Source organism: Kastovskya adunca (assembly GCF_059505785.1).
This window is the reverse complement of record NZ_JCACLG010000021.1, coordinates 1-15,692: the sequence shown is the minus strand read 5'-3', so window position 1 is coordinate 15,692 and position 15,692 is coordinate 1. Positions and strand designations below refer to the sequence as shown.

Below are 15,692 nucleotides of genomic sequence, written 5' to 3'. Positions count from 1 at the left end.
CTTTTATTAAGAATTTGCAACATTTTGTAATTAGAGATACAAATTTCTCTTTGGCGTTTGCATACCTTTAATCAACAAGCAGAGCGATCGCATCCACCCCACCCTCTGAATAACGTTTTAAATATTTGAACAAGCTCACAATCGGCAGTGCCTAGCCAGGAATAAGCCTCAATAAATCCTACCGCCCTAAGCAGTCGTAGTCTTTTCAAGCATTCACAAACACTGTCTTTCTACCCAACCGCAGCGCAGCGATTGGGCAACCTTAACTGTACTTAATACCCCCCCCACCATCCCTTACCCCACTCGACCACCAGCATGACGAAGTTTACTAGACGGAAATTCATCCTCACAGCCAGCGCTGCTACCGCTGCCTCTTTCTTAGTCCACGGCTGTAGTTCCGGTAACAACGCAACAACAGAGGTTGACAGTGCAACTGCCGTCAATCTCAGTCCCGCCGATACTCCAGAAGTCACCACTGCCAAGCTAGGATTCATTGCCCTAACAGATGCTGCTCCCCTAATTATTGCGCTGGAAAAAGGGTTCTATAAAAAGTACGGCATGACGGATGTAAAGGTAGAAAAGCAAGCGTCTTGGCCTGTCACCCGCGACAATTTGGAACTCGGTTCAGGGGGTGGTGGTATTGATGGAGCGCATATCTTAACCCCCATGCCTTACCTGATGTCCTTAGGTAAGATTACTCAGCAGCCCGTACCCATGTATCTCCTGGCACGGTTAAATGTCAACGGTCAGGCAATTTCAGTGGCTAATACCTACAAGGCGCTAAAAGTAGGTCTAGACAGTACTCCCATCAAACAAGCCTTTGCTCAAGCTAAAGCTGGCGGTAAAGGAGACCTCAAGGCTGCCATGACCTTTCCCGGTGGTACCCATGACCTGTGGATGCGTTACTGGTTAGCCGCAGGGGGTATTAATCCAGATGCAGATGTTTCCGTCGTTCCCATCCCACCAGCGCAGATGGTTGCCAACATGAAAGTGAACGCCATGGAAACTTTTTGTGTGGGTGAACCGTGGAACGCGCAGCTAGTCAACCAGAATGCCGGATATACCGCCTTAGTTACAGGCGAACTCTGGAAAGACCATCCCGAAAAAGCCTTTGCCATGCGAGCAGATTGGGTCGATAAACACCCCAAAGCCGCTAAGGCAATGTTAATGGCAATCCAAGAAGCCCAGCGATGGTGTGACAAAGCCGAAAACAAAGAAGAGATGTGTGAAATTGTCTCGCAGCGCCGATGGTTCAACGTTCCAGCCAAAGACATCGTCGAGCGCTCCAAAGGCAACATTGATTATGGCAATGGACGCACAGAACAAAACTCCCCATATCTGATGAAATTCTGGGCAGATAATGCCTCCTATCCTTATAGAAGTCACGACCTGTGGTTCCTCACAGAAGACATTCGTTGGGGTTATCTACCTGCTGATACCGACACGCAGGCAATTATTGACAAAGTTAACCGGGAAGACTTGTGGAGAGAAGCGGCTCAAGCAATAGGTGTTCCCGCAGCAGAAATTCCCACTAGCACCTCTCGCGGCGTTGAAACCTTCTTCGATGGCGTCAAATTTGACCCAGAAAATCCAGAGGCTTATTTGAAGAGCCTCAAAATCAAGAAAGTTTAATTAGGATTAGCCCTTAGCTGTTAACAGATTGCCGGGTGATGAACACATTACCAATGAGAGTGATGGTGCTAAGCGCAGTACCAAAAGCGATCGCTAAGGGCTAATTATGAATTTCTGAATACGCATCATTACCCACAGCTAGAAAACCCATGGCAACCAATCTCGATACTCGTCCTCAACGCCGCAGTAGATCAAGAACCAATATCGCCTTGAGGAAGCCGTTTCAAAAAATTATCCGTCCACTGATTGCCATCATCATTTTTCTGGTGATCTGGCAAATTCTTACCTCAAGCCCTGACTCAAATTTGCCCAGTCCTCTGAAAGTGTGGCAAGACACCTGGAACCCTCTGATTATCAATCCTTTTTTTGATAATGGTGGGATCGATAAAGGCTTAGGGATACAAATTGCGGCTAGTTTGGGACGGGTGGCAGTTGGCTTCTTTCTGGCGACCTTTGTGGGGATTGCCTTGGGGATTTTAATTGGCAGCAGTTCCTTTATGTATGATGCGCTAGACCCACTTTTTCAAGTTTTACGCACCATTCCTCCTCTTGCTTGGTTGCCTATTTCTTTAGCTGCCTTTCGCGATAGTCAACCTTCAGCGATTTTTGTAATTTTCATTACAGCAGTTTGGCCGATTATTATTAACACTACGGTAGGCGTCCAACAAATACCTCAAGATTACAAAAACGTTGCCCGTGTGTTGCGACTCTCTCGCCAAAAATATTTCTTTAAAGTTCTATTTCCCTCCGCCGTACCCTACATTTTTACGGGTTTGCGAATTGGCATCGGGTTATCCTGGTTAGCGATTATTGCGGCTGAAATGTTAGTCGGTGGTGTGGGAATCGGCTTCTTTATTTGGGACTCTTACAATAGTTCGCGACTCAGTGATATTATCCTAGCGCTGGTTTATGTCGGTTTAGTGGGTTTGTTGCTAGACCGGATGGTTGTATTTATCGCCTCAAAGGTTGTTCCTGAAGACCAAAAATAAGTAGGAAGTGTGCGATTGTTGGGGGCGTAGTTCAGGATAAAGGATGAAACTTCAAGTCCCTTTTGACACTTCACCCCAATTTGATTAAATGTTGCTACACATCGCCCACAAAGCATAAAAATGCTTCCTGACATTAAGGGGAGAAAAAGGGATGGAAGGAGCAATAAAAGCGTCTGTAGTAAGCATTGAGAAAATTGGAATCACACTTTAATTGCAATTCGTTCAACTTTCACTTTTTTAAGCCATGTCTGTCTTTGTTGAAATCGATCGCGTTGACCGAGTATTTCCCCTCCCGAATGGTGGCAAGTATATTGCCCTCAAAAATATCGACCTGAAAATTCGACAAGGGGAGTTTATTTCCTTAATCGGACATTCAGGTTGCGGCAAATCCACCTTATTAAATATCATTGCGGGTCTGGATCAACCCACTCAGGGTGGAGTGATTTTGGAAGGACGGCAAGTGACTCAACCCGGCCCCGATCGCATGGTAGTGTTCCAAAACTACTCCCTGCTTCCTTGGCTTAGTGTTAGGGAAAACATCGCTTTGGGTGTAGACGAAGTGATGGCACATCGTTCTAAGGATGAGCGTAAAGGGATTGTGGAACACCATATCGATCTGGTGGGTCTGCGACAGGCGGCTTCTAAGCGACCGGGTGAGCTTTCGGGGGGAATGAAACAGCGTGTGGCGATCGCTCGTGCTCTGGCGATTCGTCCGAAGTTGCTGTTATTAGACGAACCCTTTGGGGCGTTAGATGCTTTGACTCGTGGCGGCTTGCAAGAGCAGTTGATGAAAATCTGCCAGGAGAGTAAAGTCACCTGCATTATGGTGACTCACGATGTGGATGAAGCCCTGTTGCTATCCGACCGGATTGTGATGCTCACGAACGGGCCAGAGTCCCACATCGGACAAATTATTGATGTGGAAATAGCGCGACCACGCCAACGCCTAGAGGTGGTGAATCATCCCAGCTACTACCAATTGCGGAATGAGATGCTTTACTTCCTCAATCAGCAGAAAAAAGCGAAGCATCGGCAATCCAAGCTGCCCCAAATTGTTGCCCGCAATGGTTTAGAAAAAGTCAATCTGGAGATTGGCTTTATTCCGCTGACGGATTGTGCGCCTCTGGTGGTTGCCAAAGAAAAAGGCTTTTTCGCTAAATATGGCTTAGAAGAAGTCACTTTGAACCGCGAACCGAGTTGGAAAGCGATCGCCCAAGGAATCGTCACCGGACGCTTGGACGCCGCCCAAATGGTGGCTGGGATGCCCCTATCCCTGACGCTTGGGGCAGGCAATAAGCCCAAAATGCCCGTGGTTTGTGCATTAACGCTATCCCGCAACGGCAATGCGATTACCCTCAGCAAGCAGTTGTACAACCAGGGCGTCCGCACCTTAGCCGATTTCAAATCCGCCCTGCAAGCGACGCCGGACAAAGTTCACACCTTGGGGATGGTGTATCCTTCCTCCATGCACAACCTGATGCTGCGTTACTGGTTGGCATCAGGGGGAATCGATCCCGATGGCGATGTCAATTTGACGGTAATTCCACCACCGCAGATGGTGTCCAACTTGAAGGCGGGGAATATTGACGGCTACTGCGTCGGCGAACCCTGGAACTCTCGCGCCGTCTACGAAGACTTGGGCTTTGTCATTGCTACAGACCTAGACCTTTGGGCGGGACATCCAGAGAAAGTGCTAGGGGTGCGCGAAGAATGGGTCAACAAGTATCCTCAAACCCACATTGCTTTAGTGAAGGCACTTCTGGAAGCCTGCGAATACTGCGATGATTTGCGTAACCGGGAGGAAATTCTCGCCCTACTAACGCGCGAACAGTATGTGGGTTCCGCGCCAGAGTACACTCGCCCTGGCTTTATCGACCCCTATGATCGCGGTATGGGAGAAGCCCCTCAGCAATTGCCTCGCTTCAACCAGTTCTACGTCGATAGAACGAACTACCCCGATCAGGTAGAGGGCTTGTGGTTGATGACACAACTGGCTCGTTGGGGGATTATTCCCTTCCCGAAAAACTGGGTGAGCATTTTAGAACGAGTGCGGCGAATCGATTTGTTTGGTGCTGCTGTACGGGAATTGGGTATGCCAGATGTCGGACGCGATCGCGATTCCATCCGCATGTTTGACGGTACCGTATTCAATCCAGACAACCCCATCGACTACCTCAACAATCTAGAAATCAAGCGCCAAATCCGTGTTGAAGAGATTGATATTGATGATTTAGTTACCCCAGTAGCCTAAAGCTAACGTTGCAGGTTGGATCTGTGCAAATTTTCACCTGCTAACCTTCAACTCTCAACTTGCAGAACGTCCCCCTTCAACCTTCTTCCTATACCTCATGGCAGCAATCAACACTGGCAACCTTCTCAACACCCCATCCCATCCCCCAACTCCCAAGACTGGAGATCCCTTGCTTGTTATTGAGGATGTTTCAAAGGTTTATCCTACGCCCACAGGTTCCTACACTGTACTGACAGGCGTCAACCTCACTGTTCATGCAGGCGACTTTATTTGCTTGATTGGTCACTCTGGCTGTGGGAAGTCAACATTACTAAATATGGTGGCGGGTTTCTCGTCACCTACCCATGGCGAAGTGCGGCTGAAAAAACAGCTAATTACCGAACCGGGGCCCGACCGGATGATGGTGTTCCAGAATTACGCTCTGCTGCCTTGGTTGAGCGCCTTTGACAATGTTTATTTAGGCGTGGATTCAGTTTATCCCCACAAAACCCAGGCTCAAAAGCGGGCAATTGTGCGGGAGTATCTGGAAATGGTGGGACTGACAGACTCCGTTGATAAACGACCTTCACAGCTTTCCGGGGGGATGAAGCAACGGGTAGCGATCGCCCGTGCTTTATCGATTCGTCCAGAAATCTTGATTCTCGACGAACCCTTCGGGGCATTAGATGCAATTACGAAAGAAGAACTGCAAGAAGAACTCTTAAAGATTTGGCGCGAAAGCAAAGTCACAGTCTTGATGATTACTCACGACATCGATGAGGCATTATTCCTAGCCGACCGGATCGTGATGATGACTAATGGGCCCGCCGCTCATATTGGGGAAATCATAGACATTCCCTTCTCTCGCCCCAGAAACCGCGCCCAGATTATGGAAAATCCTCAATATTACGAACTCCGCAACTACGCCTTAGACTTCCTCTATCGGCGCTACGCTCATGATGATGCGGAATAGTCGTTAGTCGTAGGGTGGGTGATGTCTGCCCTACTACTTTGACGCACCCATCTAGAGAAGCCCAATTGTTAGGGCTTTAGTACAGAGATCGAACTAAGTTTTAGCGCCTACTCCTAGAAGTAGGCGCTATCTTTTTAGGGTTCAAAGATCAGCTATTCCACAAATAATCCTGCACTTTATGTAAAAGACGCATAACCAATATGTGATTTCTTCATATAAAGATACATTCTGTAACTTTATATACAAATCTCCCCTTGGCGTTTGAATAACGTGGTTTGCAAAGAGTAATGGCACCAAAGCGCTCTTGATGAACGTTCGCACATCAGAACGCCACGTACTAGGAGAAACCCATGATCAGCGCCGCCAAGCCAGAGACAAGCCTGAACAAGTTTGAAAAATTTAAAGCCGAAAAAGACGGGCTTGCCATCAAAGAACAGCTTGAGCATTTTGCTCAAATCGGCTGGGAAGCGATGGACAAAACTGACTTGGAACATCGCCTCAAATGGATGGGTGTATTTTATCGCCCCGTTACTCCCGGCAAATTTATGCTGCGGCTGCGGATGCCGAGTGGAATTTTAACCAGCACTCAAATGCGGGTACTTGCCGAAGTCTTGCAACGCCACGGTGAAGATGGCAGTGGCGACATCACCACCCGCCAAAATATCCAGTTACGCGGTATCCGCTTAGAAGACGTACCCGATATTTTCCAGAGATTTCAGAAAGTCGGCTTAACCAGCGTTCAGTCCGGGATGGACAACGTCCGCAACATCACAGGCTCCCCTGTAACGGGAATTGACGCCGATGAGCTAATCGACACTCGCGAACTGGTGCAGCAGGTGCAGGATATGATCACCAACAGTGGTGAGGGTAATCCAGAATTCACCAACCTGCCTCGCAAATTCAACATTGCCATTGAGGGCGGTCGCGATAACTCTATCCACGCCGAAATTAACGATATTGCTTTTGTTCCTGCCTACAAAGAAGGGCAAATCGGGTTTAATGTCGTGGTTGGTGGCTTCTTCTCCGCCAAACGCTGCGAAGCGGCAATTCCTTTAAATGCCTGGGTGACTCCTGACGATGTAGTTGACCTGTGCCGTGTCATTTTGGAGGTCTACCGCGACAACGGACTGCGGGCAAATCGCCAAAAAGCCCGGTTGATGTGGCTAATTGATGAGTGGGGCGTGGAAAAGTTTCGCGCCGTGGTGCAAGAACAACTCGGACGTACCTTGCAATCCGCCGCAGAGAAGGACGAAATCGACTGGGAAAAGCGAGATCACATCGGTGTGCATCGTCAAAAGCAGTCAGGATTAAATTTTGTCGGGTTGCACATTCCCACAGGTCGCTTCTATGCCCAGGATATGTTTGATCTGGCGCGGGTGGCAGAAGTTTATGGGAATGGTGAAATTCGCCTGACGGTTGAGCAAAATGTCATTATTCCTCACATCCCGGATTCTCGCTTAGAGGCATTTTTAGCAGAACCACTGTTGGAACGTTTTTCCATCGAGCCGCAACCCTTGGAGCGATCGCTAGTATCTTGTACCGGGGCACAGTTTTGCAACTTTGCCTTGATTGAAACTAAAAATCGCGCCATTGACTTGGTTAAAGAACTCGATGAATCCCTCACTATTACTCAACCTGTGCGGATTCACTGGACAGGTTGCCCTAACTCCTGCGGACAGCCGCAAGTTGCCGATATCGGCTTAATGGGAACCAAAGTCCGCAAAGATGGTAAAACCGTTGAAGGTGTAGACCTCTACATGGGTGGCAAAGTCGGTAAAGATGCCCACCTCGGCACCTGCGTACAAAAAGGCATTGCTTGTGAGGATTTGAAGCCTGTGTTACAGCAGTTGCTAATCGAGAATTTTGGTGCAAAACTTCGCCCATGAAGGTAAGAGTTTAAGTGATATAGCAATCCTAAATGGGTTGTAACAGTCTCTGTTCTATTCCTCTAATTTCTCCGCATCTGGTGTGGTGCGTTGTTCCGCAAATTGAAGCGTTTCTGAAATATTAGTAGAGTCCTTAATCGTAAGGCTAGGGACTCTATTTTTTTCTTGACTTACTTTGTTGAAAAGTACGGCAATTTGCTTTTTGTTGCTCAACTCAATGTTTATTTGTCTAGTTTGTGCGATCGCCGCTTCGTTTTAGATTGATGCAAGAAAAGAATGGTTGCTGTGCAAAATCTTCATATTTATTAGTATTTTGTAACAAAGTATACCATTTCATGTCTTGAAGAATGTGATGCTTAATGAAGCAAATAAAGAATTAAACTTACTGGGATTAGTGATGACAAAATAATTAATTCTTATTTAAGAGATTAATAACTTTCGTCAAATCATCTCTTTACTTCTAAGCCGAAAACTGGGATCAAAAACAACACTCGGTTTTCCAAAATAAGTTTAGTGAAAGGAAGACTTTTACTTCGATCAGCCTCAATATTTCAAGCTACAAATTCAGCAATGGCTGATATTCTTTTCACCAATCTGCTCCCTATAATTAAGCCGCAGTTTCTACTTAAAGAAGGTAATTAATGCTCAAAGAAATCTGGTCATTTCACGGCAGGTACCGCATCTTACACATGACGTGGTTTGCCTTCTTTCTCTCGTTTGTGGTGTGGTTTAACTTCGCTCCCTTTGCCACAACAGTTCAAGAATCCCTAGGTCTAAGCACTACCCAGGTACGAACTCTTGCCATTTGTAATGTGGCTTTAACTGTTCCCGCCCGCATCATCATTGGTATGTTGCTGGACAAGTTTGGCCCCCGCGTTACCTACTCGGCGCTACTCGTTTTCGCAGCAATTCCCTGTACCATGTTTGCGCTGGCGCAGGACTTCAACACCCTGGTGGTGAGTCGTTTGCTGTTGAGTATCGTCGGTGCGGGGTTTGTGATTGGAATTCGGATGGTTGCAGAGTGGTTTCCCCCCAGAGAGATTGGACTTGCCGAAGGAATTTATGGCGGTTGGGGTAACTTTGGCTCGGCGGCGGCGGCGTTCGCTCTTCCTTCTGTGGCGCTGGGATTAGGAGTTCTATCTGGAGGACAAGCCAACTGGCGTTTAGCGATCGCGCTTACCGGAATTGCGGCGGCGGTTTACGGTGTCATCTACTTTTTCAGTGTCCAAGATACGCCCACAGGTAAGGTTTACCAACGTCCTGCCCGTCACGGTGGCATAGAAGTCACCAGCAAGCGGGACTTCTGGTTCCTGCTCGCCATGAATATCCCCCTCACAGGCGTTCTCGCATTACTCGCTTGGCGCTTAACTCAGGTGGGTTTCCTCAATTCAGTGGGACTAATTATTAGCTGGCTATTCCTGCTCGGTTTGTATCTCTTCCAAGCTTACAAATGCTGGGATGTGAACAAAGAACTGATGATCGGCAAGAAGCACTACCCCGCTGAAGACCGCTACAAGTTCAATCAAGTTGCCCTGCTCGAACTGACTTATTTTGTGAACTTTGGCTCAGAACTGGCAGTTGTGTCCATACTTCCTGCTTTTTTTGAACTGACCTTTAGCTTGAACAAAACTCAAGCCGGAATGATTGCCGCCAGTTATGCCTTTATGAACTTAGCCGCCCGTCCTGGTGGTGGTTTAATTTCTGATACGTTGGGTAGCCGGAAATGGACAATGACGATCCTCACAGGCTGCATGGGCATCGGCTATTTCCTAATGAGTACTCAAAATAGCAACTGGTGGCTCCCGGCGACAATTGTGATTACTATGGCTTGCTCCTTCTTTGTACAAGCTGGAGAAGGCTCCACCTTTGCCATTGTCCCCCTAATTAAGCGTCGAGTCACAGGTCAAATTGCTGGAAATGTTGGGGCTTACGGTAACGTTGGGGCGGTCTGTTACTTAACCCTCTACAGCCTTTTACCAGAAGGCGCTTTAGGAAATCAAATTTTCTTCCAAACCTTAGGAATTTCTTCTGTGGTTGTGGGGTTCCTCTGCTGGTTCTTCTTAAAAGAACCCAAGGGTTCGTTTGCCGAGCATCATGAAAATGAAGAATTAATTATCTCGCCAATAGACGTCAAGCAAGTAAATCGTTGATTAACTCAAAGGAGCGAGGTAAAAGCGCCATCAGGAAATGGGGCAATCCTCAAAAAATTGCCCCGATTGCTCTGGTAATGAATCAAGTAGTCCCTAATAATCAGCAAGGGTTCTATATTTTTTTTATACCCAAAGGTAGAGATTTATCAAAAATATTCTCTCGGTAAAAAGTGTCTTTTGTGGCAATTGGGTCAACTTGTAACATTTCCTACGAACTCCACTGAAGAAGTCGATTAACCTAACACGAGTAAAGTCTTTTCGATGGCTCCCAGAGCAAGTTAGGGGCAAATCTTCCGGTTTCTCAAAGGAGCAGGACGCCATAATCCGAGGTTCTTTTATGACCAGCACTGATAAAAAGCTAAAACTTAACAAAATTGAGCAATCTAAAGCCAAAAAACATCCTTTGTTGCTAAAGCAGGAGCTGGAACAATTCGCTCAAATAGGCTGGGAAGCCGTAGATGACTTCGATCGCGAGTATGGACTTAAATGGCTAGGTTTTTTCCATCGCACGGTTACTCCGGGCAAGTTTATGCTGCGGATGCGGATTCCTAATGGCATTTTGACCAGCACTCAGATGTGCGTGCTAGCAGAGATTGTGCAACGCTACTGCCAAGGCTCAGGGTTTCAAGACCGGGGTAACGCTGACATTACCACGCGGCAAAATCTCCAACTGCGGGGAATGCGAATCGAGGACATCCCAGATATTTTTGATCGATTACTCAAAGCCGGGTTAACCAGCGTTCAGTCCGGTATGGACAACGTCCGAAACATTACAGGTTCTCCAGTTGCAGGCATTGATGCGGATGAATTGATTGATACTCGTGGGTTAGTCCGCAACCTCCAAGACATGATTACGGGGAACAGCCAAGGCAATCTTGCACTGAGTAACCTGCCCCGGAAGTTCAACATTGCCGTCGCTGGGGGGCGCGACAACTCCGTCCATGCAGAAATTAACGACCTAGGCTATCTTCCGGCTTACAAAGAGGGCAAGTTAGGGTTTAACCTGCTCGTCGGCGGTTACTTTGCTCCTAATAATTATGTAGCAGCGATTCCCCTCAATGCTTGGATACCTCCGGAAGAGGTCGTTCCCCTGGCAGAGGCAATGCTAATTGTCTACAACGAAAACGGTTCAAGGGCGAAGCGGCAAAAGTGCCGGATGATGCATCTGATTGAAGATTGGGGTTTAGAAAAATTTCGGACGGAACTAGAAAATCAACTGGGACATCCCTTAGAACCCGCCGCCGAGAAAGACGAAATCGACTGGGAAAAGCGCGACCATATTGGCGTCCACAAGCAAAAGCAACCGGGGCTGAACTACGTCGGCTTGCACGTCCCCATCGGTCGCCTGTATGCCGATGAAATGTTTGAGCTGGCACGGCTGGCGGAAGTTTACGGTGGGGGTGAAGTTCGTCTCACTGTTGAGCAGAATTTGATTATTCCCGATGTTCCCGATACCCGTTTAGAGACGTTCCTAAACGAGCCGCTTGTAAAAGAGCGTTTCACTACCGCCCCAGAACAACTCAACCGGGCATTGGTTTCCTGCACGGGGAGTGAATTTTGCAGTTACGCCATGATTGAAACCAAAAACCGCGCCCTAAAGCTGATTCAGGAACTAGAAAGCGAGCTAAACCTGCCCCGCCCGATACGGATTCACTGGACGGGTTGCCCGAACTCCTGCGGTCAACCGCAAGTAGCGGATATTGGCTTAATTGGCACCAAGGCCCGTAAAGATGGTGAAACTGTGGAAGCGGCTGATATCTGGATGGGCGGAAAGGTGGGGAAGGATGCCCATTTAGGGGAAGAAATTATGAAAAAGGTTCCCTGCGATGAACTCAAAGACGTGCTGCGGGGGCTACTGATTGAACATTTCGAGGCACAACCGAACCGAGAAGCCGTGCGAGAGAAAACCACCGTCGGTTAGCGAGTCGCTACCTTTCTCCTCGTTGCTGTTAATGCTATTTCGCTTATAGGAAGGTTTGGTAATGCTCAAAGAGGTTTGGTCATTTAGCGGTCGATATCGCATCTTACACCTGAGCTGGTTTGCGTTTTTTCTATCCTTTGTTGTTTGGTTTAACTTTGCGCCCTTTGCAACAGCGGTGCAAGCTGATTTAGGTTTATCTGAAGCTCAAATACGGACGCTGGGGATCTGTAACGTTGCTCTTACGGTTCCGGCACGGATTATTATCGGCATGTTGCTGGATAAGTTTGGCCCGCGTCTGACTTATTCGGCGCTATTGATTTATGCGGCGGTTCCGGCAATTGCCTTTGCCTTAGCACAAAACTTTAGCCAACTCGTGATTAGCCGCTTGGCACTCAGTATTGTGGGAGCGGGATTTGTCATTGGTATCCGCTTGGTAGCCGAGTGGTTCCCCCCGAAAGAGATTGGACTCGCCGAAGGCATCTATGGCGGCTGGGGCAACTTTGGTTCGGCGGGGGCAGCCTTTACCCTGCCTTCAATTGCGGCGGCGACGGCTTTTTTAGGAGCAGGACAAGTCAACTGGCGCTTTGCGATCGCCCTTACCGGAATTGCTGCTGCTATTTATGGCGTTATCTATTACTTCAACGTCGAGGATACTCCCCCCGGCAAAGTTTACAAGAAACCTGAACGTCACGGCGGGCTAGAAGTAACCAGTAAGCGGGACTTCTGGTTCTTAATGCTGATGAATATTCCCTTAGTGGGCGTCTTGGCGTTACTCGCTTGGCGCTTAAGCAATGTCGGTTTCCTGACTCCAACCGGATTAATCATCACCTGGTTGCTACTTTTGGCTCTTTACGCGTTTCAGACCTACAAGTGCTGGGATGCCAATCAGGAATTGATGACGGGTAAAAAGCGCTATTCGCCTGAAGAGCGTTATGCCTTTAATCAAGTTGCCGTTTTAGAGGTGACCTACTTTGTCAACTTTGGTTCAGAGTTAGCGGTTGTTTCCATGCTCCCGACATTTTTTGAACGCACCTTTGGGTTAACCCCAGTACTCGCTGGTGCGATCGCCGCCTCCTATGCCTTTATGAACTTGGTATCTCGTCCCGGTGGCGGCTTAATCTCCGATAGTATGGGAAGCCGGAAATGGACGATGACCGTGCTGACGGCGTGCATGGGAATCAGCTATCTACTCATGGGTACTCTCAACTCAAATTGGTGGCTGCCTTTGGCGGTGCTGCTGACGATGACTTGCTCCTTCTTTGTGCAGGCGGGAGAAGGCTCCACCTTTGCAATTGTCCCCCTGATTAAGCGCCGAGTCACAGGTCAGATTGCGGGTAATGTCGGCGCTTATGGCAACGTGGGCGCAGTGTGCTTTTTAACTCTCTATAGCCTCTTACCCCAAGGGACGGCGGGAAATCATATTTTCTTCCAGACTATAGGAATCTCCTCGCTGATTGTGTCGTTTTTGTGTTGGTTCTTCCTGAAAGAACCGAAAGGCTCCTTTGCAGAACACCATGAGGGTGAGGAACTGGTAATGCCAGGAATTACGCATCAAGAATCCTTTAAAAGCTAATTGCCACCCCTTTTAGCATCTAATCATTAAGCGCGATCGCCTTTATAACAGCTATGACTGACTCCACTAAAACCCTTTGTCCCTACTGCGGCGTTGGCTGTGGTCTGGATGTAACGCCACCCGCGCAACGCGGTCAGGCAACTAATCGTGACAGCGAAGGGAGACCGATTTGGAAAGTACGAGGCGATCGCGCCCATCCTTCGAGTCATGGGATGGTGTGCGTTAAAGGCGCAACAATCAGCGAGTCTTTAGACAAAGACCGCTTGAAGTATCCGATGATGCGGGATTCTTTAGATGAACCGTTTCGACAGGTGAGTTGGGAAGACGCCCTAGAGGCAATTACCAATCGGATGCGTAAGCTGTTAGTCACCAAAGGTGCAGACGCCATCTGCATGTACGGCTCCGGTCAGTTTCAAACCGAAGACTACTACATCGCCCAAAAACTGCTCAAAGGCTGCTTGGGTACGAATAACTTCGACGCCAACTCCCGGCTGTGCATGTCCTCCGCTGTATCGGGCTACATTCAAAGCTTCGGGTCTGATGGCCCCCCTTGCTGCTACGAAGACTTGGAACTCACCGACTGCGCCTTCTTAATTGGCACCAATACGGCAGAATGTCACCCGATCATCTTTAACCGCCTACGGAAGCACCACAAAAAAAATAAAAAAGTCAAAATGATTGTGGTTGACCCCCGCCGCACGGAAACCGCCGAAGCAGCGGACTTGCATCTGGCGATTCGACCCGGCACCGACATTGACTTACTCAATGGCATTGCTTACCTCCTGATGCAATGGGGACACTACGACTCGGTGTTTATTGACGAATGCACAGCGGGATTTCCGGAATTTTCCGAAGTCCTTCAGCACTACCCACCGGAAACCGTCGCGCAACGCTGCGGCATTTCCATTGCAGATTTGGAAACCGCCGCTCGGTACTGGGGCGAGTCGGAGCGGGTGTTGTCGTTGTGGTCGATGGGGGTGAATCAGTCCTCAGAAGGCACAGCCAAGGTGCGGCATATTATCAACCTGCACTTGATGACGGGAAATATTGGCAAACCGGGGGCGGGGCCTTTTTCTCTCACCGGACAGCCAAATGCGATGGGCGGACGGGAAGCTGGCGGTCTTTCCCACATTTTGCCGGGATACCGCTTGGTGAAAAATCCCCAGCATCGTCAGGAAGTTGAACAGCTCTGGGGGCTACCTGCGGGGCAAATTTCTCCCTATCCCGGTCGCACGGCTTGGGATATGATTACGGGTTTGGAAACCGGGGAAGTGGGTTTGTTGTGGGTAGCGGCGACGAATCCCGCTGTGAGTATGCCCGATCTTGAACGGACAAAGGCAGCATTGAAGCGATCGCCTTTTACGGTTTACCAAGACGCCTACTACCCTACAGAAACCGCCACCTACGCTCACGTCCTCCTTCCGGCTGCCCAGTGGAGCGAAAAAACTGGGGTGATGACCAACTCCGAACGAGTGGTGACTCTTTGCCCGCAGTTTCGCAATCCTCCCGGAGAAGCAAGAGCCGACTGGGAAATCTTTGCTGAAGTCGGTCGTCGCCTGGGGTTTGTGGAGCAATTTTCCTTTAAAAATTCCCAGGAAGTCTATGCCGAATTTACCCAACTGACGCGGAGGCGGCTGTGCGAATCAACAGGCATTAGCCACGAACGCCTGCAAGCCCACGGCCCAATCCAATGGCCCTGTCAGGAAGGGGAAGAGATTTTCACGGCCGAAGCCAAGCGCCTCTATACCGAGTTCCGCTTCCCAACTCCTGACGGACGAGCGCGGTTTTCCGCCTATCACTCACGGGGATTAGCAGAACCACCCGATCCCAATTATCCGTTGGTCTTAACGACAGGACGCCTTTACGGACATTGGCACACCCAAACCCGTACCGGACGCATCCCGAAAATTCAACAGATGCACCCCAATCCTTTTATTGAGATTCATCCCCGCGATGCCAAGCCGTTAGGGATTGAAGAAGATGCCTGGGTAGAAGTGCGATCGCGTCGTGGGTTCGCTCGTTTCCCAGCCAAAATTACCAAAGCGATCGCTCCTGGTACGGTCTTTGTCCCCATGCACTGGGGCGCACTTTGGGCAGACAACGCTGAAGCCAACGCCCTCACCCACCCCCAAGCCTGTCCCGACTCTCTCCAGCCGGAACTCAAAGCCTGCGCTGTAAAGCTTGTCCCCGTTGCCACGATTACCGAAGGCGAGCAATTCCAGCCCGCTGTCGATCAAATGTTCTCATCCCCATTGTCTGTCTGAGGAGCAGGGGAGCAGGGGTGCGCTCACAGGTGTAGGTTTTTTACAAAAGAGAGAAGGGCAAAAGTGGAGGAGGG

The 15,692-nt window shown here is 49.0% G+C and carries 9 protein-coding genes; all 9 read left to right on the top strand.

From position 1 onward, the window contains the following. Positions 1-315 precede the first annotated feature (315 nt). The gene (locus tag AC5JR3_RS06725; RefSeq protein ID WP_495844277.1) at positions 316-1,632 is read left to right on the top strand and encodes a CmpA/NrtA family ABC transporter substrate-binding protein; all 1,317 of its coding nucleotides are present in this window, start codon (positions 316-318) and stop codon (positions 1,630-1,632) included. Positions 1,633-1,781: 149 nt separating this feature from the next. Further along, on the top strand, positions 1,782-2,621 hold the full coding sequence (gene ntrB, locus AC5JR3_RS06720) for a nitrate ABC transporter permease (RefSeq protein WP_495844275.1): 840 nt from the start codon (positions 1,782-1,784) through the stop codon (positions 2,619-2,621). 244 nt (positions 2,622-2,865) lie between these two features. Further along, on the top strand, positions 2,866-4,872 hold the full coding sequence (locus tag AC5JR3_RS06715; protein ID WP_495844273.1) for an ABC transporter ATP-binding/substrate-binding protein: 2,007 nt from the start codon (positions 2,866-2,868) through the stop codon (positions 4,870-4,872). 97 nt (positions 4,873-4,969) lie between these two features. After that, the gene (locus AC5JR3_RS06710) at positions 4,970-5,824 is read left to right on the top strand and encodes an ABC transporter ATP-binding protein (protein WP_495844271.1); all 855 of its coding nucleotides are present in this window, start codon (positions 4,970-4,972) and stop codon (positions 5,822-5,824) included. Positions 5,825-6,174: 350 nt separating this feature from the next. Continuing rightward, a complete protein-coding gene (locus AC5JR3_RS06705) occupies positions 6,175-7,710 on the top strand; it encodes a ferredoxin--nitrite reductase (protein ID WP_495844269.1) in 1,536 nt (511 codons plus the stop codon). 641 nt (positions 7,711-8,351) lie between these two features. Then, positions 8,352-9,860, top strand: coding sequence for an MFS transporter (locus AC5JR3_RS06700; RefSeq protein ID WP_495844267.1), 1,509 nt, complete (start codon positions 8,352-8,354; stop codon positions 9,858-9,860). A 337-nt stretch (positions 9,861-10,197) separates the two neighbouring features. Continuing rightward, positions 10,198-11,781: a ferredoxin--nitrite reductase gene (locus AC5JR3_RS06695; protein WP_495844266.1), complete on the top strand. Its 1,584-nt coding sequence runs from the start codon at positions 10,198-10,200 to the stop codon at positions 11,779-11,781. A gap of 61 nt (positions 11,782-11,842) precedes the next feature. Next, positions 11,843-13,354 (top strand): MFS transporter, encoded by a 1,512-nt coding sequence (locus AC5JR3_RS06690; protein ID WP_495844264.1) that lies wholly within the window; start codon positions 11,843-11,845, stop codon positions 13,352-13,354. A 53-nt stretch (positions 13,355-13,407) separates the two neighbouring features. Beyond that, positions 13,408-15,618 carry a molybdopterin oxidoreductase family protein gene (locus AC5JR3_RS06685; RefSeq protein WP_495844261.1) on the top strand — a complete coding sequence of 737 codons (2,211 nt, stop codon included), beginning with the start codon at positions 13,408-13,410 and terminating at the stop codon, positions 15,616-15,618. The last annotated feature ends 74 nt before the right edge of the window (positions 15,619-15,692 follow it).

Excerpts from the sequence above, each read along its gene's own strand:
- AC5JR3_RS06725 (WP_495844277.1), top strand. The coding sequence starts at position 316 with ATGACGAAGTTTACTAGACGGAAATTCATCCTCACAGCCAGCGCTGCT.
- ntrB (WP_495844275.1), top strand. The coding sequence starts at position 1,782 with ATGGCAACCAATCTCGATACTCGTCCTCAACGCCGCAGTAGATCAAGA.
- AC5JR3_RS06715 (WP_495844273.1), top strand. The coding sequence starts at position 2,866 with ATGTCTGTCTTTGTTGAAATCGATCGCGTTGACCGAGTATTTCCCCTC.
- AC5JR3_RS06710 (WP_495844271.1), top strand. The coding sequence starts at position 4,970 with ATGGCAGCAATCAACACTGGCAACCTTCTCAACACCCCATCCCATCCC.
- AC5JR3_RS06705 (WP_495844269.1), top strand. The coding sequence starts at position 6,175 with ATGATCAGCGCCGCCAAGCCAGAGACAAGCCTGAACAAGTTTGAAAAA.
- AC5JR3_RS06700 (WP_495844267.1), top strand. The coding sequence starts at position 8,352 with ATGCTCAAAGAAATCTGGTCATTTCACGGCAGGTACCGCATCTTACAC.
- AC5JR3_RS06695 (WP_495844266.1), top strand. The coding sequence starts at position 10,198 with ATGACCAGCACTGATAAAAAGCTAAAACTTAACAAAATTGAGCAATCT.
- AC5JR3_RS06690 (WP_495844264.1), top strand. The coding sequence starts at position 11,843 with ATGCTCAAAGAGGTTTGGTCATTTAGCGGTCGATATCGCATCTTACAC.
- AC5JR3_RS06685 (WP_495844261.1), top strand. The coding sequence starts at position 13,408 with ATGACTGACTCCACTAAAACCCTTTGTCCCTACTGCGGCGTTGGCTGT.